The sequence below is a fragment of the Acidimicrobiales bacterium genome (assembly GCA_035536915.1).
Taxonomy (GTDB): domain Bacteria; phylum Actinomycetota; class Acidimicrobiia; order Acidimicrobiales; family JAHWLA01; genus JAHWLA01.
In genome coordinates this window covers 1-18,520 of the sequence record DATLNE010000032.1, presented here as the reverse complement: position 1 = coordinate 18,520, position 18,520 = coordinate 1, and the positions used below count along the sequence as shown (strand labels likewise).

Sequence of the window (18,520 nt, the reverse complement as noted above, 5' to 3'; positions counted from 1 at the left end):
CGAAGCGCGACTACCGTCGAGCCCATGGCAACCTACGAGGGTTACTGCGTCAAGTGCCGCGAGAAGCGCGAGTTCGATGGCGAGGTCAAGGAAATGGCTAACGGCCGTCGCGCTGCGCAGGGCACCTGCCCCACGTGCGGCACCAAGATGAACCGGATGCTCGGCAAGGACGCTTGACGCGCCGGCCGGGCTAGGTTCGGAGGGTGCCGAGCAGCCCCTCCCGCGACCTCGTCGCGATCCCCAACCCGCACCCCGGCCGCGACTACGAAGTCCGTTGCGAGACGCCTGAGTTCACCTGCGTCTGCCCGATGACCGGGCAGCCCGACTTCGCCACCGTCACCATCAGTTACGTGCCGGGCGAGTCGATCGTGGAGCTCAAGTCGCTGAAGCTCTACCTCTGGAGCTTTCGGCAGGAGGGCGCGTTCCACGAGGACGTCACCAACCGCATCCTCGACGATTTGGTCGCGGCCGTGTCGCCGCGCCGCATGACGGTGCGCACCGACTGGTTGGTGCGCGGCGGCATTCACACCGTGGTCGAGGCGAGCGCGCCGTGATCGACGCGCGAGTCGTCGTCGAGGGGTTGCGGTTCCCCGAAGGCCCGATCGTGCTGGCTGATGGCTCCCTGCTCGTCTGCGAGATGGCGACAGGCCGCCTCGCCGTCATCGACCCCCAGGGCGGCATCGAGCGCATCGAGGTCGGCGGCGGCCCCAACGGCGCGGCGGTGGGACCTGACGGGGCGGTCTACGTCTGCAACAACGGCGGCTGGCCCATGCACGACTACGGCTCCCTGCTCGTGCCCGCCGACGTCAACCAGGACGACCGCTACATCGGCGGTTCCATCCAACGCGTCGACCTCGCCACCGGCGCGGTGGAGACGATCTACGACGGCCTGCGCAGCCCCAACGACATCGTGTTCGACGCCGACGGCGGCTTTTGGTTCACCGACTACGGCAAGCAGCGCGAGACCGACGAGGACCGCGGGGTCGTCTGTTACGGCCGCCCCGACGGCGCCGAGCTACGGCGCGTCGTCGCCCCGCTGGTGCGGCCCAACGGCATAGCGTTGTCGCCCGACGGCGCCACGTTGTACGTGGCCGAGACGCCGACCGGCAGGCTGTGGCGCTGGACGGTGACCGGCCCCGGTGAGGTCGAGACGGCCCTGCCCCACCCGCACGGCGGCTCGTTAGTGGCGGGGCTCGACGGGCACCAGTTCTTCGACTCGCTCGCCGTCGAAGCGGGCGGCAACGTCTGCATCGCCACCATCTACAACGTGGGCATCACCGTCGTCAGCCCTGCGGGCGAGGTCGAGCACATGCCGTTGCCCGGCGAGTTCTACGACCCGGTGCCGACCAACATCGCCTTCGGTGGCGACGACATGCGCACCGCCTACATCACGTTGTCGGCCACCGGCCGGGTGATGGCGTGCCGCTGGCCCCGGCCCGGGCTGCGGTTGAAGTACTAGCTGGACAGGTGCTCGGCCGCGGCGGCTTGGACCGTCGCCACGATCGGCTCCCACTCGGCGCCGGGCCGGCGGGTCACCGTCACGAAGTCGTTGACCCCGAAGATCGACGCCACGCCCTCGGCCGCGAACACCGCCTCGCCAAAGGGGTGGCCGGCGGCCTCCTCGGCGCTGTTGAAGTTCATGGCCGCGGGCAACTCGATGTCGAGCTGGAAGCGCAAGGCGTTGGGATTGGGGGACGGCTGCGGGTCTGCGGTGGCCATGGCAGGCGACTCTAGGCTCGGTCTCCGTGCTCTCGTTGCCGTCCGCCGTGGCCCTCCTCGAACAAGGCATCACCGACGGGTTCCACCTCGGTGCCCAACTGTCGGTGTCGCACAGGGGAGACAGCGCCGACCTGGCCGTGGGCAACGTCGACGTCGACACGCCGTTCCCGTGGTTCTCCCAGACCAAGGCCTTGACGGCAGTGGCCTTGGCCCAGCAGTGGGAACGGGGCGAGGTCGCCCTCGACGACCCGGTGGCCGCCCACATCCCGGAGTTCGCCAAAGAACACATCACCGTGCGCCACCTGTTGACGCACACGGCGGGCCTGCGTAATGCCGAACTGGCCGCCACCGAGACCGACGGCGCCGACTGGGACGCATCCGTGCAACGGGCCTGCGAAGCGGGCGTGCACGACGACTGGGTGCCCGGGCGCCGGGCGGGCTACAACCCCAAAGGCGCCTTCCAGTTGCTCGGCGAGATCGTGCGGCTGATCGACGGGCGCTCCTTCGACGAGTACGTGCGCGACGAGGTGTTCCGGCCCTTGGACATGGAGCGGTCGTCGTTGCGGGCGACGGAATCGGGCGTCGTTTACGACACGTCGGGGGAGTCGCCCCGGGCCCTGGGCGGACCGCCGCCCGACGTGCGCCCCAGCAGCAGCGGCGTCGGCCCCGCCTCCGACCTGCTGCGCTTCTGGGAGGCCTTGTGCCGCGGGGGGCGCCCCGTGTTGTCGCCCCAGGCGGTGGAGGCCATGACGGCGCGCCACCGCGTCGGCCTGCGCGACGAAACCTTCGGCCCGGTCATCGACTGGGGCCTGGGGCTGATGGTGAACTCGTGGCAGTACCAGCAACGGCCCACGCCCTACGGCTACGGCGACCGGGCCTCGCCCCGCGCCTTCGGCCACGGCGGCAGCCAGTCGTCCATCGGCTTCGTCGACCCCGAGCACGGCTTGGTGGTGGTGCTGCTCACCAACGGCATGCCCGGCGAGAAGGGCAACCACCGCCGCACGCAGCCGGTCCTCACTGCGCTCTACGAGGACCTCGCCCTGTAGCGTTGAGCGTTGTGGCGCAGCCGTCGTATTGGGTCGAGACCTTGGGCTGTCCGAAGAACCAGGTCGACTCCGACAAGCTCGTCGGCACCCTCGAAGCCGACGGGATGACGCGCGCGGGCTCGGCCGACGAAGCCGACCTGGTGGTGGTCAACACGTGCGCCTTCATCGAATCGGCCCGACAGGAGTCGGTCGAGACCGTCTTGGCCCTGGCCGACGCCAAACGGGACGGCGCCCGCATCGTCGTCACCGGCTGCATGGCCGAGCGCTACGGCGACGAGCTGGCCGACGCGTTGCCGGAAGCCGACCTGGTAGCGGGCTTCGGCGTGCCCGTCACCCTGGGCCGCAAGCCCGACGTGCCTGCCCTCGACCTGCTGAACCTGCCCCGCCCCAAGTCGTCGGCGCCGTGGGCCTACGTGAAGATCGCCGAGGGCTGCGACCGCTCGTGCGGGTTCTGCGCCATCCCGTCGTTCCGCGGCAAGCAGCGGTCGCGATCGCTCGACGCCATCCTCGGCGAGGTCGACGCGCTCGAAGCCCAAGAGATCGTGCTGGTGGCCCAGGACCTGGCGTCGTACGGCCGCGACCTCGGCCACGCGGGTGCCATCGTCGACCTGGTCGAGCAGGTGGCCGCCCGAGTCGCACGCACCCGACTGCTCTACCTCTATCCGTCCGACCTGAGCGACGCGCTCATCGACGCCGTGGTGGCCACCGGGGTGCCGTACTTCGACTTGTCGTTGCAGCACGTATCGAAGCCGCTGCTGCGCCGCATGCGCCGATGGGGCGACGGCGGGCGCTTCCTGGCCCGCATCGACGCCATTCGGCAGCGCTGCCCCGACGCCGCCTTCCGTTCCAACTTCATCGTCGGCTACCCGGGCGAGACCGAGGCCGACCACGACCAGTTGCTGGCCTTCGTGGAAGCGGCGCAGCTCGACTGGTGCGGGTTCTTCTCCTACTCCAAGGAGGGCGGCACGTACGCGGCGGACTTGGACGGCGAGGTGTCCGCCCACTTGATGGCCGAACGGCTGGTCGAGCTCTCCATGCTGCAAGACGCCATCACCGCCCGCCGCCGCCAAGCCCTTCTCGGCGAGACCGTCGAAGTGCTCGTCGACGCTCCGGGCGTGGGCCGCACCCACCGTGAAGCGCCGGAGATCGACGGCATCGTCCACGTTCCCGACACGCTGCCGGTCGGCCAGTTCGCCAAGGTGGTCGTCACCGGCGCCACCGGTCCCGACCTCGAAGCCGAGAGCGCGTAGCGGCGATGGCCGTGCGCAGCGGGACGTTCGGGCCGTCGGCGTTGGCCACGCCGGCCAACGCCATCACCCTGGCGCGCCTGTTCATCACGCCGGTGCTGCTGGCCATCATCGTGCGCGACGGCGCCACCTGGCCCGCCCTCGCCTTCTGGATCGTGCTGGCGGGCACCGACGGCGTCGACGGCTACCTGGCCCGCCGCCACGGCACCACCCGCTCGGGTGCGTTCCTCGACCCGCTGGCCGACAAGTTCCTGGTGCTCGGGGCCATGGCCGCGCTGGTGGCCAAGGACGTCTTCTGGTGGTTGCCCGTCGCCCTCATCGCCGTGCGCGAGATCGGCATCAGCCTGTACCGCACGTGGGTCAGCCGCCGCGGCATCTCGGTGCCGGCGCGGTGGTGGGCCAAGGTGAAGACGGTGGTGCAGGAGGTGGCCGTCGGCTTCGCCCTGCTGCCCCTCACCGAGGACAACCCCACGCCCGCCAACGTGGTGCTGTGGGCCGGCGTGGTGCTGGCCCTGGTGACCGGTGCGCAGTACCTGCTCGACGGCCGGAGGCTGCGCGATGCGGTGTGAGGTGGTGGCCGTCGGCACCGAGCTGTTGCTGGGCCAGATCGTCGACACCAACTCCTCGTGGATCGGCGAGCAACTGGCGCTGGCGGGCATCGACTCGCACTACCAGGTCAAGGTGGGCGACAACCTCGACCGCATCGTGCAGGCGTTGCGCATCGCCCTGTCTCGCAGCGAGGCGGTGATCGTCTGCGGCGGCCTCGGCCCCACCCAGGACGACATCACCCGCGAGGCCATCGCCGAGGTGATGAACGTCGGGTTGGAGCGCGACGAAGCGGTGGTCGACCTCATCCGGCGCATGTTCGAGTCGCGGGGCCGCACCATGGCCGAGAACAACGCCCGCCAAGCCGACGTGCCCCGGGGCGCAGTCGTCATCCCGCAGACGCGAGGCACGGCCCCGGGCCTCATCTGCCCGGTGGGCAAGAAGGTCGTGTACGCCGTGCCCGGCGTGCCCCACGAGATGCAGGACATGTTGGAGCGCGCCGTGCTGCCCGACCTCCAGGCCCGGGCCGGCACCCGTTCCACCATCGTGTCGCGGGTGGTGCGGACGTGGGGCTTGGCCGAGTCGACGCTGGCCGAGATCGTCGCCCCCCGGCTCGACGCCCTCGACGCCGCGGGCGGCAACCCCACCATCGCCTTCCTGGCCAGTGGCATCGAAGGCATCAAGCTGCGCATCACGGCCAAGGCCGACGACCACGACGCCGCCATGGCCTTGGTCGAAGCCGAAGACGCCGAACTGCGGGCGCTGCTCGGCACCTACGTGTTCGGGGTCGACGACGACACCATGGAGACCGCCGTCGGCGTGCTGCTGGAGGAGCAGGGGCTGTCGCTGGGGTTGGCCGAGTCGATGACCGGCGGCCTGGTGGCGTCGCGGTTGGTGAACGTCGAGGGCTCGAGCGCCTGGTTCCGCGGCTGCGTGGTGTCGTACGCCTCGGAGGTGAAGTTCGACCTGCTCGGCGTGCCCGAAGGACCGGTGGTGTCGGAGGAGTCGGCCCGGGCCATGGCCGAAGGCGCCCGCAAGGTGCTGGGCGCCGACGTGGGCCTGTCGGTCACCGGGGTGGCAGGCCCGGCCCGCCAGGACGACCAACCGGTGGGCACGGCGTTCTTCGGCATGGCCCTCGACGACGACACCCAAGTCGTGCACGTGCGGCTGCCCGGCGACCGCGACCGCATCCGTCAGTTCGCCGCCATCTCGCTGCTCGACATGCTGCGCCGGCGGTTGCTCGACCGGGCCTAGCTCCGCCGCCCCCCCTTCCGAAGTTGCGTAGGGATCGCGCCGTTTTGCAGCGCGATCCCTACGCAACTACCCGGGCTTCCGGCAGATGTAGGCCAGCAGGTAGCAGTCCTGCGGCTCGCCGTAGAGGCCGTTGTTGCGGGCCACCTCGATCTCGTCGAAGCCGCCCTCCGAGGCCGGGTGCCCCAGGTAGTTGAGGCCCTTGGCGTCGACGATCTCGAAGCCCGCCTTGCGCAGCTTGGCCGTGAACTCCTCGTGGCTGTACTCGACCTTGTGGTCGTCGTTGATGAAGTCGGGGCGCTGCAGCCGGCACACCGTGTCGTTGGGCGTGTCGACGGCGAAGTAGCCGCCCGGCTGCAGCACCCGGAACGTCTCGGCCAGGGTGTCGTCGCACTCCTCGGGGGTGACGTGCTCGATGGTCTGGCCGCTGTAGACCAGGTCGAACGACTCGTCGTCGTAACGGGAGAGGTCGGCCATCGAGTGGTAGGCGTACTCCACCGGCCCCAGGGCGGTCTCGACCACCTCGGCCTTCTCGCTGAGCTGGTAGATCTCGTGGCGCTCGTCGATGGGCAGGTCGACCAGGATCAGCCGCTCGAACGGGTAGGGGTAGCCGAGGTGCACGAAGGCGCCCTCGCGGTTCGACTGGTGGCTGCCGCCGAGGTCGAGGATGCGCCGGGCCCGGGGGAGGCTGCGCACGAAGTCGCACCGGCTGAGGTGGAGCGAGTTCAGCAGGTCTGTGACCCGCACGTTCATGTAGGCCTCTTCCGAGCCCCGCATGATCTCCAGCATCCGGGCGCGGGTGGTCGTCTCCAGCTCGGCCGTGTAGTGGACGTAGTCCTGGGGCTCGGGCGAGCGGTCGAGCACGGTCTCGTAGGCCATGCGGATGGCCATGGGGGTGGGCAGGTCGTCGAAGCCGACGCCGGCGGCGGGGCTCACGACCTGGCGCAGGAGCTTGGCCCGCTGCCGGGCGGACCGGCCGAGGCGCAGGCCCCGTTTGCCGATGCGCCGGACGGAGGGCGGCAGGGTCGAAGGATCGATGCGGTCCACGATGCTCGGCACCGGGGCATTCTGGTCGACCGTGCGCCTCTTCGTCGCTTTGCGGCCGCCCACCTCGGTCGTCGACCGCGTGCGCTCGCTGCCCCGCCTGCTGCACGGCGGCGGCGCCCGTTGCGAGGTCGTGGAACGGTGGGTGCTTGAACCGAACACCCGTTCGTAATTACACTGCGGGAAGTACACAGGCCGGATTAACTGTCTCACCCTCTCCGTAGGGTGGAACTCGTACCTGACCTACGAGCAGAGGGGACCAGCGGTGGAAAAAGACAAGGCACTAGAGATGGCGCTCGGCCAGATCGAGAAGACGCACGGCAAGGGCTCGATCATGCGGATGGGCGAGACCACCCACATGGGCATCGAGTCCATCTCGACCGGCGCGATGTCGCTCGACCTGGCGTTAGGCGTGGGCGGCCTGCCCCGGGGCCGGGTGGTGGAGGTCTACGGGCCTGAATCGTCCGGTAAGTCCACCCTCGCCATGCACGTGGTCGCCGAAGCGCAGCGCAACGGGGGCATCTGCGCCTACATCGACGCCGAGCACGCCATGGACCCGGTCTACGCCTCGGCCATCGGCGTCGACATCGACGAGCTGCTCATCTCCCAGCCCGACACGGGGGAGCAGGCGTTGGAGATCGCCGACACCCTGATCCGCTCCGGTGCCCTCGACGTCGTGGTCATCGACTCGGTGGCGGCGCTGACGCCCCGGGCCGAGATCGAGGGCGAGATGGGCGACAGCCACGTCGGCCTCCAGGCCCGGCTCATGTCGCAGGCCCTGCGCAAGCTGACCGGCACGCTCAACAAGACCGACACCATTGCGCTGTTCATCAACCAATTGCGGGAAAAGATCGGCGTTATGTTCGGGAGCCCGGAAACCACTCCGGGTGGTCGTGCATTGAAGTTCTATTCGTCGGTTCGATTGGACATCCGACGCATCGAGTCGATCAAGGACGGCGTCGAGGTGGTGGGCAACCGCACCCGTGTCAAGGTCGTCAAGAACAAGGTGGCCCCGCCGTTCAAGCAGGCCGAGTTCGACATCATGTACGGGCGGGGCATCAGCCGCGAGGGCTCGCTCATCGACGTGGGCGTCGACTTGGGCCTCGTGAAGAAGTCCGGTGCCTGGTACACCTACGAGGGCGAGCAGCTCGGCCAGGGTCGTGAGAACGCCAAGCAGTTCCTCACCGACAACCCCGAGGTGATGGTCGAGATCAACGAGCGCATCCGCAAGCAGGTCGGGCTCGTCGGGGGCGACGATGTCCCCTTGGGCGAGGGCGAAAGCGACGACGAGCCGATCCTTTTGAAGTAAGGAAGTAGCACTTCGGGGAAGCGCGTCGAACCAAGGCGCGCGGCCTCTAGCACATCATTCGGCGGGAGCGGAAATCACCTTGAGGGAAATAAAGGAGGATTGTCCGCTCCCGTCGAACTGTGCAATCGACCAGTAGTCGCGCGGCATTCTGGAGTTGGGGGGCAGTCCATGGAAGTTCTCAAGGTGTCGAGCAAGTCCAACCCGAACTCGTGTGCCGGGGCGATGGCCGGAGTGATTCGGCAGACGGGCGCCGTCGAGGTGCAGGTGGTCGGCGCGGGCGCGCTGAACCAGGCTGTGAAGGCGATCGCCATCGCCCGCGGCTACTTGGCGCCCTCGGGCGTCGACTTGATCTGCGTGCCTGCGTTCAAGGACATCGAGATCGACGGTGAGAGCCGTACGGCCATCCGCCTGCTCATCGAGGACCGAGAGCGCCGCATGCCGACGACACTCGACATGCGTGAGAGCGTGCCGATGCCGTTGGCCGTGCCGATGGCTGCTGCCGCGGCCGTCGACGGCGCCGCTGTCCTCTAGTCGCCCGCCGGAGTGACCGGCGTGCGCCGCGTACGCTGGCAGGCATGAGCGAGGCGCCCCGTCGGTTTGTCATCCGCACCTTCGGGTGCCAGATGAACGAACACGACTCTGAGCGCATCGCGGGCTTGCTGGAGTCCGACGGCATGGAGGCGACCGACGACCTGGAGCAGGCCGACGTCGTCGTGCTCAACACGTGCTGCATCCGGGAGAATGCCGACAACAAGCTGTACGGCAACCTCGGCCACCTCAAGGCGCTGAAGGACCGTCGCCCCGGGCTCCAGATCGCCGTGGCGGGCTGCCTGGCCCAGAAAGACCGCGACCTCATCCAGCAGAAGGCACCGCACACCGACGTGGTGTTCGGCACCCACAACGTGGCCTCGGCCGCCGACTTGCTGCGCCGGGCCGCCGTCGAGGGCCCGATCATGGAGATCCTCGAGGAGTCCGAGGCCTTCCCGTCCGCCCTGCCTGCCCGGCGAGACGTGGGTTATGCGGCGTGGCTGACCATCCAGATCGGCTGCGACAACGCCTGCGCCTTCTGCATCGTGCCGTCGGTGCGGGGTGTCGAGATCAGCCGCCCGTTCGGCGAGATCGTGGCCGAGGCTTCGGCGTTGGCCGACGCAGGCGTGGTCGAGGTCACCCTGCTGGGCCAGAACGTCAACTCCTACGGCCGCGACCTGACCAAACGCCGGCCGCTGTTCGCCGAGCTGCTGGCCGCCGTGGGCGCCGTCGACGGCATCCGCCGGGTCCGCTACACCAGCCCCCACCCCAAGGACCTGCGCCCCGAGACCATCGAAGCGATGGCTTCGGTGCCTGCGGTGTGCGAGCACCTGCACCTGCCCCTGCAGTCGGGCAGCGACCGGGTGCTGGCCGCCATGCACCGCGGCTACCGGGCCGAGCGCTACCTGGAGAAGCTGGCGGCGGCCCGGGCGGCGGTGCCCGACCTGGCCGTGACCACCGACTTGATCGTGGGCTTCCCGGGCGAGACCGACGACGACTTCGAACGCACGCTGGAGGTGGTGGCCGCCGCCGAGTACGACAGCGCCTACACCTTCATCTTCTCGCCCCGCCCCGGCACCGAGGCGGCCGAGCTGGTCGATCGGTTCGTGCCCGCCGAGGTCGTCGCCGAGCGCTTCGAGCGGCTCAAGGTCGTGGTGGAGCGCTCGGCCCTGGCCAAGCACGAAGCCCGGGTGGGGCGGGTCGAAGAAGTGCTGGTCGAAGGGCCGAGCAAACGCGATCCGGCCGTGCTCACCGGGCGCAGCCGCCAGAACAAGCTCGTGCACTTCCCGTCGCCGCAGCCGCTGCCTGGCGGTTCCTTCGCCCAGGTTCGGGTGACGCGGGCGGCGCCGCACTACCTGGCCGGAGAGTTGGTCGAGGTCACGGCCCGTCCCCGGCACCGCACCCGCATCCCGGTGGCGGTCGTCTGACCGGGGTCGTCCTCGTCCACAGCCCCTTCGTGGGGCCGATGACGTGGGAGGCGGTGGCGGACCGACTCCGGCAGCGGGGTGCGTCGGTCGCCGTGCCCTCGTTGCGGCAACTGGCCGCCGACGGGCCGCCCTACGCCGAGCCCATGGCCGAGGCGGTGGCCGCCGCGGCGCGGGCGTCGGGTGACGACGATGTCGTCCTGGTGGGCCACAGCGGGGCGGGGCCGCTGCTGCCGGCGGCGGGCCGGCGGGTCGGCCGCTGCGCTGCCTATCTGTTCGTCGACGCTGCCCTCCCGCACCCTGGGCGAAGCCGCCTGGCGTCGGTCCACCCCTCGTTCCAGGCCCGGCTGGCCGAGTTACTCGACGGGGAGTTCCTGCCGCCGTGGAGCGAGTGGTTCGACCCCCACGCCCTCGACGCCCTGCTGCCCGACGAGGAACTGCGCACCCGCTTCCGGGCCGAGCTCGACCCTGTGCCGGCCGACCTGCTGCGCGAGCCCCTGCCGGAAGTGGCGGGCTGGCCCGATGCCCCCTGCGGCTTCCTCCGCCTGAGCCGGGCCTACGACGGCGAGGAAGCCGAAGCCGCCCGCCAGGGCTGGGCGGTGGCCTCGCTGCCCGGCTCCCACCTCTCTCCGGTGGTCGACCCCGACGGGGTGGCCGCCGCCTTGGTGTCGTTGGCCGGGCGGTGGGGGGTGTCGTTGTGACCGTCCGCCATGTGGCCCTGGTGGGCACCACGGCGTCGGGCAAGTCGGCCTTGGCCTTGGAAGTGGCCCGCCGGGTGCCCGACATCGAGCTGGTCAGCGTCGACTCCATGCAGGTGTACCGGGGCATGGACATCGGCACGGCCAAGCCGTCGGCCGCCGAGCGGGCCGAGGTGCCCCATCACCTGGTCGACCTGGCCGAGCCGTCGGAGGACTTCTCCGTGGCCCGCTTCCAAGAGGCGGCGGCTCGCGTGCTGGCCGACATCGAAGGCCGGGGACGCCGAGCGCTGTTGGTCGGGGGGACGGGGCTGTACCTGCGGGCCGTCATCGACGCCTTCGAGGTGCCAGGACAGTTCCCGGAGGTGCGCGACGAGCTGGAGGCCGAGCCCGACACCGACGCCCTCTACCGGCGGCTGAGCGAGCTCGACCCGGTGGCGGCGGCCCGCATGGAACCCACCAACCGCCGCCGGGTGGTGCGGGCCTTGGAGGTGACGATGGGCAGCGGGCGGCCCTTCTCGTCGTTCGGCCCGGGGCTCGACGCCCACCCGCCCGCCCGCTTCGACATGGTCGGGCTGTGGCTGCCGCGCAAGGCCAACGCGGCGCGCATCGCCCAGCGCATCGACGCCATGATCGGCGCCGGGCTGGTCGACGAGGTGCGGGCGCTGTCGGCCCGGCCCGACGGGCTGTCGCGCACCGCCCGCCAAGCGCTCGGCTACCGCGAGGTGCTGGCCCATGTCGAGCACGGCGTGCCGCTGGCCGACTGCCTGGCCGAGGCGGTGGCGCGCACCCGCGACTTCGCCCGGCGCCAGCGCATGTGGTTCCGCCGCGACCCCCGCATCACCTGGTACGGCGCCGCCGAGAACCCGTTCGCTGTGCTCCCCGCCCTGTTGAGAGAATGGGCCTGACATGCCTGTCCTCTCCCTCACCAAGCACCACGGCCTGGGCAACGACTTCCTCGTCCTGCTCGACCTCGACGACGCATCGCCAGTCGATGCGGCGACGGCACGCGCCCTGTGCGACCGGCACCGGGGCGTGGGCGCCGATGGAGTCATCCGGGTCGTGCGCGACACGGCGGCCGACGTGCGCATGGACCTGCGCAACGCCGACGGCAGCGTGGCCGAGCTCAGCGGCAACGGGCTGCGGTGCCTGGGCCAAGCGGTAGTCGACGCAGGCGTCGTGCCCGGCCCTGCGGTGTCGGTGGCCACCCTGGCCGGGGTGCGGCAGTTGGTGGTTCGCCCGACCGGGCCGCGAACGGCGTGGGTGAGCGTGGAGATGGGCAAGGCCGAGGTCGGTGCCGACCAGCCCCAGGACTTCCCCGACCGCAAGGCCCGCACCGTCGACATGGGCAACCCCCACCTGGTGCTCGTGGGCCCCGACCCGGCGTCGATCGACGTGCCCGGCCTCGGCCCCCGCATCGAGTCCGGGTTCGCGGGCGGCATGAACGTGGAGTTCGTGATGGTGGGGCCGGAGCCCGACGCTGTGACCATGCGGGTGTGGGAGCGGGGCGTGGGCGAGACCCAGGCGTGCGGCACGGGCGCGTGCGCGGCGGCGGCTGCGGCCCATGCGTGGGGGTTGGTGGGGGAACGGGTTGTCGTGCACCAGCCCGGTGGCGATGCTGAGGTCGAGCTCCGGCCCGACGGCGTGGTGCTGAGCGGGCCGACCGAACGGGTCGCCCGGATCGAGGTCGAGCTGTGACCCTTATCGAACGGTCGTTTCGAGAGCGCATCGTGCTCGTCGGCGTCGTCATCCCTCCCGCCACGCTCGAGGAGGTGGAGGCATCCCTCGACGAGTTGGCGTTGTTGGTCGACACCGCAGGCGCCGACGTGGCCGCCCGGGTGGTGCAGCGTCGCGACGCGCCCGACCCCGCCACCTACGTGGGCAAGGGCAAGGCCCAGGAGCTGCACGAGATCTCCGAGGCCGTCGACTCCGACACCGTCGTGTTCGACGACGAACTGTCGCCCGCCCAGCAGCGCAACCTCGAGAAGATCCTGGGGCGCACGGCCATCGACCGCACCGCGGTGATCCTCGACATCTTCGCCCAGAACGCCCGCACCCAAGAGGGCAAGGACCAGGTCGAGCTGGCCATGATCCGCTACCGCCTGCCCCGCCTGCGGGGCCGAGGCACGGCGCTCAGCCGCCAGGGCGGTGGCGTGGGCACCCGGATGGGTGGCGGTGAGACCAAGCTGGAAGTCGACCGCCGGCGCCTGTTGCGGCGGGTGCAGCGGCTGGAGCAGAACCTGCGCGAGCTCACCGCCACCCGGCGCACGCAGCGCAAGGCCCGGGCTCGGGGCCGACTGCAGACGGTGTCGCTGGTGGGCTACACCAACGCAGGCAAGTCGACGCTGCTCAACCGGCTGACCGACGCGGGCGTGCTGGTGGAAGACCGGCTGTTCGCCACCTTGGACCCCCGCACCCGTCGCCTGCAGTTGCCGGGCGGCGAGTCGGTGCTGCTGTCCGACACCGTGGGCTTCATCAAGAAGCTGCCGCACGGGTTGGTGGAGGCCTTCAAGTCGACCTTGGAGGTGGTGGCCGAGTCCGACCTGCTGGTGCACGTGGTCGACTCCGCCGCCCCCGACCCCGAAGCCCAGATCGAAGCGGTGCACGCCGTGCTCACCGAGATCGGCGCCCGTGACGTGCTGGAGTTGCTGGCCTTCAACAAGGCCGACATGTCGGTGGAGGCCAAGCGCCTGGCCGAGAGCCATCCGGGCTCCGTGGTCGTCTCGGCCGTGACCGGCGACGGCATCGACGGGTTGCTGTCGGCCATCGGCGACCGGCTGCGGGCGCTGGGCAACGTCATCGAACTGGTGGTGCCGTTCGAACGGGGCGACGTAGTGGCCGCCCTGCACCGGGAGGGCGAGGTGCTCACCGAGCAGCACGAAGAAGGCGGCACCCGGCTGCGGGCTCGGCTCGACGCCGCGGGCAGCGCCCGGTTCAAGGAGTTCCTCGTCCCGTCATGAGCGAGCCCGGCTTCCAGCCGCCGCCGTACCCGTACGACCGGCTGGCGTCGGCCAAGGCGGCGGCCGAAGGGCATGAAGGCGGCGTCGTCGACCTGTCGGTGGGCACGCCCAACGACGCGCCGCCGCCGGCGGTGGTGGCGGCGCTGGGCGGGTCGGGGGCGGAGCGGGGCTACCCGCCCTCGGTGGGCACGGCCGCCTACCGTGAGGCCGCCGCGGGCTGGATGGAACGGCGGCTGGGTGTGAGTGTTCCGGCGTCGGCGGTGGCCGCCTGTGTGGGCACCAAGGAGTTCGTGGCCACGCTGCCGCAGTGGCTGCGTCTGCGCACGCCCGCCCGCGACACGGTGCTGTACCCGGCTGTGGCGTACCCGACCTACGAGATGGGCGCGGTGCTGGCGGGCTGCCGGGCGGTGCCGGTGGCGGTCGACGACGTGTGGCGGCTCGACCTGTCGTCGATCTCCGAGGACGACGCGGCCCGGGCGCTGTGCTTGTGGGTGAACACGCCGGGCAACCCGGCAGGCCAGGTCGACGACCTGGCGGCGGCGGCATCGTGGGGCCGGGCGCACGACGTGCCGGTGTTCAGTGACGAGTGCTACGTGGAGTTCACGTGGGCAGGGCCGCCCCGCACGATCCTGTCGTCGGGGTTCGACGGGGTGGTGGCGGTGCACTCGCTGTCGAAGCGGTCGAACTTGGCCGGGGCGCGGGCGGGGTTCTACGCGGGCGACGCCGAGTTGGTGACGTACTTGTCGGAGGTCCGCAAGCACGTCGGGCTCATGGTGCCCGGGCCGGTGCAGGCGGCCGCGGTGGCGGCGTGGGCCGACGACGCCCACGTCGAGGCGCAGCGGGCGCGGTACCTCGAACGGCTGGAGTTCTTCGCCGCCGTGCTGGCCAAGTTCGGCGCCTACGCGCCGTTGCCTGCGGGGGGCTTCTACCTGTGGGCGCCGGTGCCCGACGGCGACGAGTGGGGCTTCGCCCAGCGCTTGGCGAGCGAGGGCGGGTGCCTGGTCAGCCCCGGCGAGTTCTACGGCGAGGCGGGCCGGGGGCACGTGCGGGTGGCGCTGGTTCAGCCTCTGGAACGGCTCGAACTGGTGGCGTCACGCCTCGGCGTCTGACGTAGCCTCGCCGTCCATGGCCGACCTCCAATCGCAGATCGAAGAACTTTGGGACCGCCGCGCCGAGCTGGCCGCCGACGACGGTGAGGCGACGGCGATCGTCCACCAGGCGATCACCCTGCTCGACACCGGCGAGGCCCGCATCGCCGAGGTCGACGCCGCTTCGGGTGAGGTGGTCGTCCACCAGTGGCTCAAGCAGGCGGTGCTGCTGCTGTTCCGGTTGTCGGCCATGGAGACGACCGAGTTGGGGCCGTTCGAGTACGCCGACAAGATCCCGCTGAAGCGTGGGTATGCAGCCGCAGGCGTGCGGGTGGTGCCGGGTGCGTCGGCGCGGTGGGGGTCGTTCCTGGAGCGGGGCGTGACGATGATGCCGAGCTACGTGAACATCGGTGCGCGGGTGGGGGCCAACACCATGGTCGACACGTGGGCGACGGTGGGGTCGTGCGCCCAGATCGGGGCCAACGTGCACCTGTCGGGCGGGGTCGGCATCGGGGGCGTGCTGGAGCCCCCGCAGGCGGCGCCGGTGGTGGTGGAAGACGATGCGTTCATCGGGTCGCGCTGCATCGTGGTCGAGGGGGCACGGGTACGGCGGGGGGCCAAGCTGGGCGCCGGGGTGATCCTGTCGTCGTCGATCCCGGTCATCGACGTGGAGACGGGCGAGGAGATCAGCCGGGGCGACGTGCCCGAGCGGGCCATCGCCATCGCCGGCACCCGCACGAAGCGGTTTGCGGGTGGGGAGTTCGGCATGCCGTGCGTGTTGGTCATCCGGCGGCTCGGCGAAGGCGAGGAGCACGACAAGCTGAAGCTGGAGTCGATCCTGCGCGAGCACGGCGCCACGACGTGACCGACCTGCTGCACGCCTGCGCCGAGCTTGTCGACATCCCGTCGGTGAGCCACGCCGAGGGGCCCTTGGCCGACGTGGTCGAGGCCCGGCTGCGCGACGTGCCGTGGCTGACGGTCGACCGGGTGGGCGACAACGTGGTGGCCCGCACGTCGCTGGGGCGGGCGCAGCGGTTGCTGCTGGCCGGGCACCTCGACACCGTGCCGCCCAACGGGAACGAACGGGCCCGGATCGAGGGTGACGTGTTGTGGGGGTTGGGAGCGGCCGACATGAAGGGCGGCCTGGCGGTGTTTCTGGAGCTGGCCCGCACCGTCGACGAGCCCGCCGTCGACGTGACGTATGTGTTCTACGTGTGCGAGGAGGTGGCCCAGCGCCACAACGGGCTGCACCATCTGGGGGCTGTCCGGCCCGACCTGTTGGTGGCCGACGCTGCTGTGTTGGGCGAGCCCACCGGCGCCGTGGTCGAGGCGGGGTGCCAGGGGACGGTGCGCATCGAGGTGACGCTGGCGGGGGAGCGGGCGCACACGGCTCGGCCGTGGATGGGCCGCAATGCCGTCCACCGGCTGGTGCCGGTGCTGGAGCGGGTGGCCGGATATGTCGAGCGGCGGCCGCTGCTCGACGGGTGTGAGTACCGCGAAGCGCTGCAGGCGGTGCGGGTCGAGGGCGGCGTAGCGGGCAACGTGGTGCCCGACCGGGTGGTGCTGCAGCTGAACCACCGGTTCGCCCCCGACCGCTCGATAGACGAGGCCGTGGCCCATGTGTACGAGGTGCTGGGCGACTCGGTGGAGGTGGTCGACGGCGACACCCTCGAGGTGCTCGATGCCGCCGCGGGCGCCGCGCCGTCGCTGGACCACCCGCTGCTGGCGGCCGTGCTGGCCCGCAGCGACGCCGCGCCGCGGGCCAAGCTGGGGTGGACCGACGTGTCGTTCTTCGCCGGACGTGGGATGCCCGCCACCAACTTCGGGCCGGGCGACCCCACGCTGGCGCACACCGCCGACGAGCGGGTCGAGCGCCGGGAGCTCGACGCCGCCTTCGCCGTGTTGCAGGGAGTGCTGGCCGACGGCGCGTAGCTCCGGCTCAGCCGATGAGCTTGGCCTCCAAGGTGATCTCGGCGGCGGCCAGGAGCTTGGAGACGGGGCAGTTCTGCTTGGCCGTCTCTGCCGCCTGCTGGAACTCTTCCTCGCTGATGCCGGGAACCTCGGCCTCGGTGACGAGCTCGATGCGGGGGATGCCGAAGCCCGCCTCGCCCTTCTCCAAGTGGACCTTGGCTGTGGTCTGCACGCTCACCGGCTCGTGGCCCGCCCGGCCCAGGCCGCCCGACAACGCCATGGAGAAGCAGCCGGCGTGGGCGGCGGCGATGAGCTCCTCGGGGTTGGTGCCCGTGCCGTCCTCGAAGCGGGAGCTGAAGGAGTAGGGGCCTTCGTAGGCACCGCCTGCCAAGCGCATGCTGCCCTTGCCCGCTTGCAGCGAGCCTTCCCAACGGGCGTCCGCGGAACGTACCGGCATATGTCCTCCTCGTGCGGCCGCCTGGTCAGGCGCGCCCGGCGCGGACGATACCCGCGGCAGCGGCGGCCAGGAGCCCGGCCCCGAGCGCCGCCGGTGCCCATGGGCGCTCGTCGTCGCTTTGGCGACCACCCTCGCCGCCACCCTTGCGTGCCGCCTCCTCGGTGTCGTCGACCGGGTCGAGTGTGCCTCCCGGCGCCGGGCCGTTGGCATCAAACGGCTCCACGTTGAGCCCGGGGGTGGCGCCAACGAGGGGGCCTTCAGGCGGGGCGGGAGCGGCAGGCTTTGTGGTCGTGACCGTGGTCCCGTTCGAACCGCCACGCCGCGTGGTGGTCGGCGTGTTGGTGGGCCCGGCGGCACGAATTGTGCGGGCCGCGGGTCGGAGGCCTTGCACCGCCCTGGCCACATCGAGGCGTCCGTCGCCATACACGTTGTCGCGCCCGGGGTCGCCCAAGTCCTTGGCCGTGCCCCGCAGCCGGGCCACGGTTTGTTCCTTGTCGAGCCCGCGCTCGCGCAGGATGGCCGCGGCGCCGGCCACGTGGGGTGCGGCCATCGAGGTTCCCGCCGCCCAGGCGTACCTGTCGGAAGCGCCGGCAACCCAGTACGTCGAGAGGATGTTCCGAGTAGCAGGGCCCTTGCCCGTGCCGCCGGGCGCGGCCAGGCCCCACCGGGATATGCCGACGCCGGTGGCGTAAGGCGATTTCTGATCGCCGTCGTCAGTGGCGGTCACGACGATCACGGGCTGTTCCGCGAACACGTTCACAGCAGAGGGGTCGTTGCCGGCTGCCACAACGACGACAGCCCCTTTGTTCCAGGCGTAGTTCACCGCGGTTCGCAGGTCGGTTGCCGTGGTCGATATGTAGGCGTTGTCGATCTCGTAGCCCGCACCGAGCGACACGTTTATGACCGTCGCCCCGTTTTCTGCTGCCCACCGAATGCCGTCGACAACATGGCGACCGGTGCCGGTGCCGTTCGCGGCAAGCACCTTCACCGGCAGGATGCTTGCCTCGGGCGCCACACCCGTCACCCCGAGGCCGTTGTCGGTGAGCGCGGCAGCGATACCGGCTACGTGGGTGCCGTGCCCGTTGTCGTCGTGCGGCGGCTTGCTGGGATCCACGAAGTTCCGCCCGGGAAGGACCTTGCCCCGCAGGTCCTCGTGGTTGGGGTCGACGCCACTGTCGACGATGGCAATCGTGGAGTTCGCCCCCAAGCCGACGGTCCACGCGGCCTCAGCGCCGATGATGCGCATGCCCCACTGTCCCGCTGCGCCCCCGTCGTTTGCCGCGCCAGAAGGCGTC

21 protein-coding genes and 1 pseudogene are annotated in these 18,520 nt (G+C 70.9%); 18 read left to right on the top strand and 4 right to left on the bottom strand.

Features of this window, described 5'->3' with window-relative positions:
• Positions 1-24 precede the first annotated feature (24 nt).
• From VM938_08565 to VM938_08555, 3 genes are read left to right on the top strand one after another with little or no spacing between them, the layout of a single operon-like run.
• Positions 25-177 (top strand): DUF5679 domain-containing protein, encoded by a 153-nt coding sequence (locus VM938_08565; protein ID HVF75088.1) that lies wholly within the window; start codon positions 25-27, stop codon positions 175-177.
• 26 nt (positions 178-203) lie between these two features.
• Entirely contained in the window at positions 204-554 is a 351-nt protein-coding gene (gene queF, locus VM938_08560; GenBank protein ID HVF75087.1) for a preQ(1) synthase, read from the top strand.
• Entirely contained in the window at positions 551-1,459 is a 909-nt protein-coding gene (locus VM938_08555) for an SMP-30/gluconolactonase/LRE family protein (protein ID HVF75086.1), read from the top strand. Before queF ends, VM938_08555 begins: the two co-directional genes overlap by 4 nt.
• Here the strand turns inward: VM938_08555 and VM938_08550 are convergent.
• Positions 1,456-1,719, bottom strand: coding sequence for a NifU N-terminal domain-containing protein (locus VM938_08550; protein ID HVF75085.1), 264 nt, complete (start codon positions 1,717-1,719; stop codon positions 1,456-1,458). The two genes, VM938_08555 and VM938_08550, sit on opposite strands and share 4 nt — an antisense overlap.
• 26 nt (positions 1,720-1,745) lie before the next feature.
• Between VM938_08550 and VM938_08545 the strand changes: the two genes are divergently transcribed.
• The 4 genes from VM938_08545 to VM938_08530 are packed head-to-tail and all read left to right on the top strand — an operon-like array spanning position 1,746 to position 5,812.
• Positions 1,746-2,765 (top strand): serine hydrolase domain-containing protein, encoded by a 1,020-nt coding sequence (locus VM938_08545; GenBank protein ID HVF75084.1) that lies wholly within the window; start codon positions 1,746-1,748, stop codon positions 2,763-2,765.
• 11 nt (positions 2,766-2,776) lie between these two features.
• Positions 2,777-4,015, top strand: a complete 1,239-nt coding sequence (gene rimO, locus VM938_08540) for a 30S ribosomal protein S12 methylthiotransferase RimO (GenBank protein HVF75083.1) — start codon at positions 2,777-2,779, stop codon at positions 4,013-4,015.
• A 5-nt stretch (positions 4,016-4,020) separates the two neighbouring features.
• Complete coding sequence (locus tag VM938_08535) at positions 4,021-4,581, top strand: CDP-alcohol phosphatidyltransferase family protein (protein HVF75082.1); 561 nt, start codon at positions 4,021-4,023, stop codon at positions 4,579-4,581.
• Positions 4,571-5,812, top strand: a complete 1,242-nt coding sequence (locus tag VM938_08530) for a competence/damage-inducible protein A (GenBank protein HVF75081.1) — start codon at positions 4,571-4,573, stop codon at positions 5,810-5,812. The genes VM938_08535 and VM938_08530 overlap by 11 nt, the downstream gene beginning before the upstream one ends.
• A 66-nt stretch (positions 5,813-5,878) precedes the next feature.
• Here VM938_08530 and VM938_08525 read toward each other — a convergent pair whose 3' ends face one another.
• A complete protein-coding gene (locus tag VM938_08525) occupies positions 5,879-6,868 on the bottom strand; it encodes a methyltransferase domain-containing protein (protein ID HVF75080.1) in 990 nt (329 codons plus the stop codon).
• Between VM938_08525 and VM938_08520 the strand changes: the two genes are divergently transcribed.
• The 11 genes and pseudogenes from VM938_08520 (at position 6,858) to dapE (ending at position 16,789) form a co-directional block, all read left to right on the top strand.
• The gene (locus tag VM938_08520) at positions 6,858-7,025 is read left to right on the top strand and encodes a hypothetical protein (GenBank protein ID HVF75079.1); all 168 of its coding nucleotides are present in this window, start codon (positions 6,858-6,860) and stop codon (positions 7,023-7,025) included. The genes VM938_08525 and VM938_08520 overlap by 11 nt on opposite strands.
• 93 nt (positions 7,026-7,118) lie before the next feature.
• On the top strand, positions 7,119-8,162 hold the full coding sequence (gene recA / locus VM938_08515) for a recombinase RecA (protein HVF75078.1): 1,044 nt from the start codon (positions 7,119-7,121) through the stop codon (positions 8,160-8,162).
• Between the two features lie 168 nt (positions 8,163-8,330).
• Positions 8,331-8,588, top strand: a pseudogene (locus VM938_08510) (stage V sporulation protein S).
• A gap of 149 nt (positions 8,589-8,737) precedes the next feature.
• Positions 8,738-10,117, top strand: coding sequence for a tRNA (N6-isopentenyl adenosine(37)-C2)-methylthiotransferase MiaB (gene miaB, locus VM938_08505; GenBank protein HVF75077.1), 1,380 nt, complete (start codon positions 8,738-8,740; stop codon positions 10,115-10,117).
• Between the two features lie 53 nt (positions 10,118-10,170).
• Complete coding sequence (locus tag VM938_08500; GenBank protein HVF75076.1) at positions 10,171-10,815, top strand: hypothetical protein; 645 nt, start codon at positions 10,171-10,173, stop codon at positions 10,813-10,815.
• Positions 10,812-11,717, top strand: a complete 906-nt coding sequence (miaA, locus tag VM938_08495) for a tRNA (adenosine(37)-N6)-dimethylallyltransferase MiaA (protein ID HVF75075.1) — start codon at positions 10,812-10,814, stop codon at positions 11,715-11,717. The genes VM938_08500 and miaA overlap by 4 nt, the downstream gene beginning before the upstream one ends.
• 1 nt (position 11,718) lies before the next feature.
• Positions 11,719-12,507 (top strand): diaminopimelate epimerase, encoded by a 789-nt coding sequence (gene dapF, locus VM938_08490; GenBank protein HVF75074.1) that lies wholly within the window; start codon positions 11,719-11,721, stop codon positions 12,505-12,507.
• On the top strand, positions 12,504-13,769 hold the full coding sequence (hflX, locus tag VM938_08485) for a GTPase HflX (protein ID HVF75073.1): 1,266 nt from the start codon (positions 12,504-12,506) through the stop codon (positions 13,767-13,769). The genes dapF and hflX overlap by 4 nt, the downstream gene beginning before the upstream one ends.
• Positions 13,766-14,878: an aminotransferase class I/II-fold pyridoxal phosphate-dependent enzyme gene (locus VM938_08480; GenBank protein HVF75072.1), complete on the top strand. Its 1,113-nt coding sequence runs from the start codon at positions 13,766-13,768 to the stop codon at positions 14,876-14,878. The genes hflX and VM938_08480 overlap by 4 nt, the downstream gene beginning before the upstream one ends.
• 16 nt (positions 14,879-14,894) lie before the next feature.
• Positions 14,895-15,722, top strand: coding sequence for a 2,3,4,5-tetrahydropyridine-2,6-dicarboxylate N-succinyltransferase (locus VM938_08475; GenBank protein HVF75071.1), 828 nt, complete (start codon positions 14,895-14,897; stop codon positions 15,720-15,722).
• Positions 15,719-16,789, top strand: a complete 1,071-nt coding sequence (gene dapE / locus VM938_08470; protein ID HVF75070.1) for a succinyl-diaminopimelate desuccinylase — start codon at positions 15,719-15,721, stop codon at positions 16,787-16,789. The genes VM938_08475 and dapE overlap by 4 nt, the downstream gene beginning before the upstream one ends.
• Positions 16,790-16,796: 7 nt before the next feature.
• Here dapE and VM938_08465 read toward each other — a convergent pair whose 3' ends face one another.
• On the bottom strand, positions 16,797-17,225 hold the full coding sequence (locus tag VM938_08465) for an OsmC family protein (GenBank protein ID HVF75069.1): 429 nt from the start codon (positions 17,223-17,225) through the stop codon (positions 16,797-16,799).
• Positions 17,226-17,250: 25 nt separating this feature from the next.
• A partial coding sequence (locus tag VM938_08460; GenBank protein HVF75068.1) for a S8 family serine peptidase occupies positions 17,251-18,520 on the bottom strand: 1,270 nt, incomplete at its 5' end.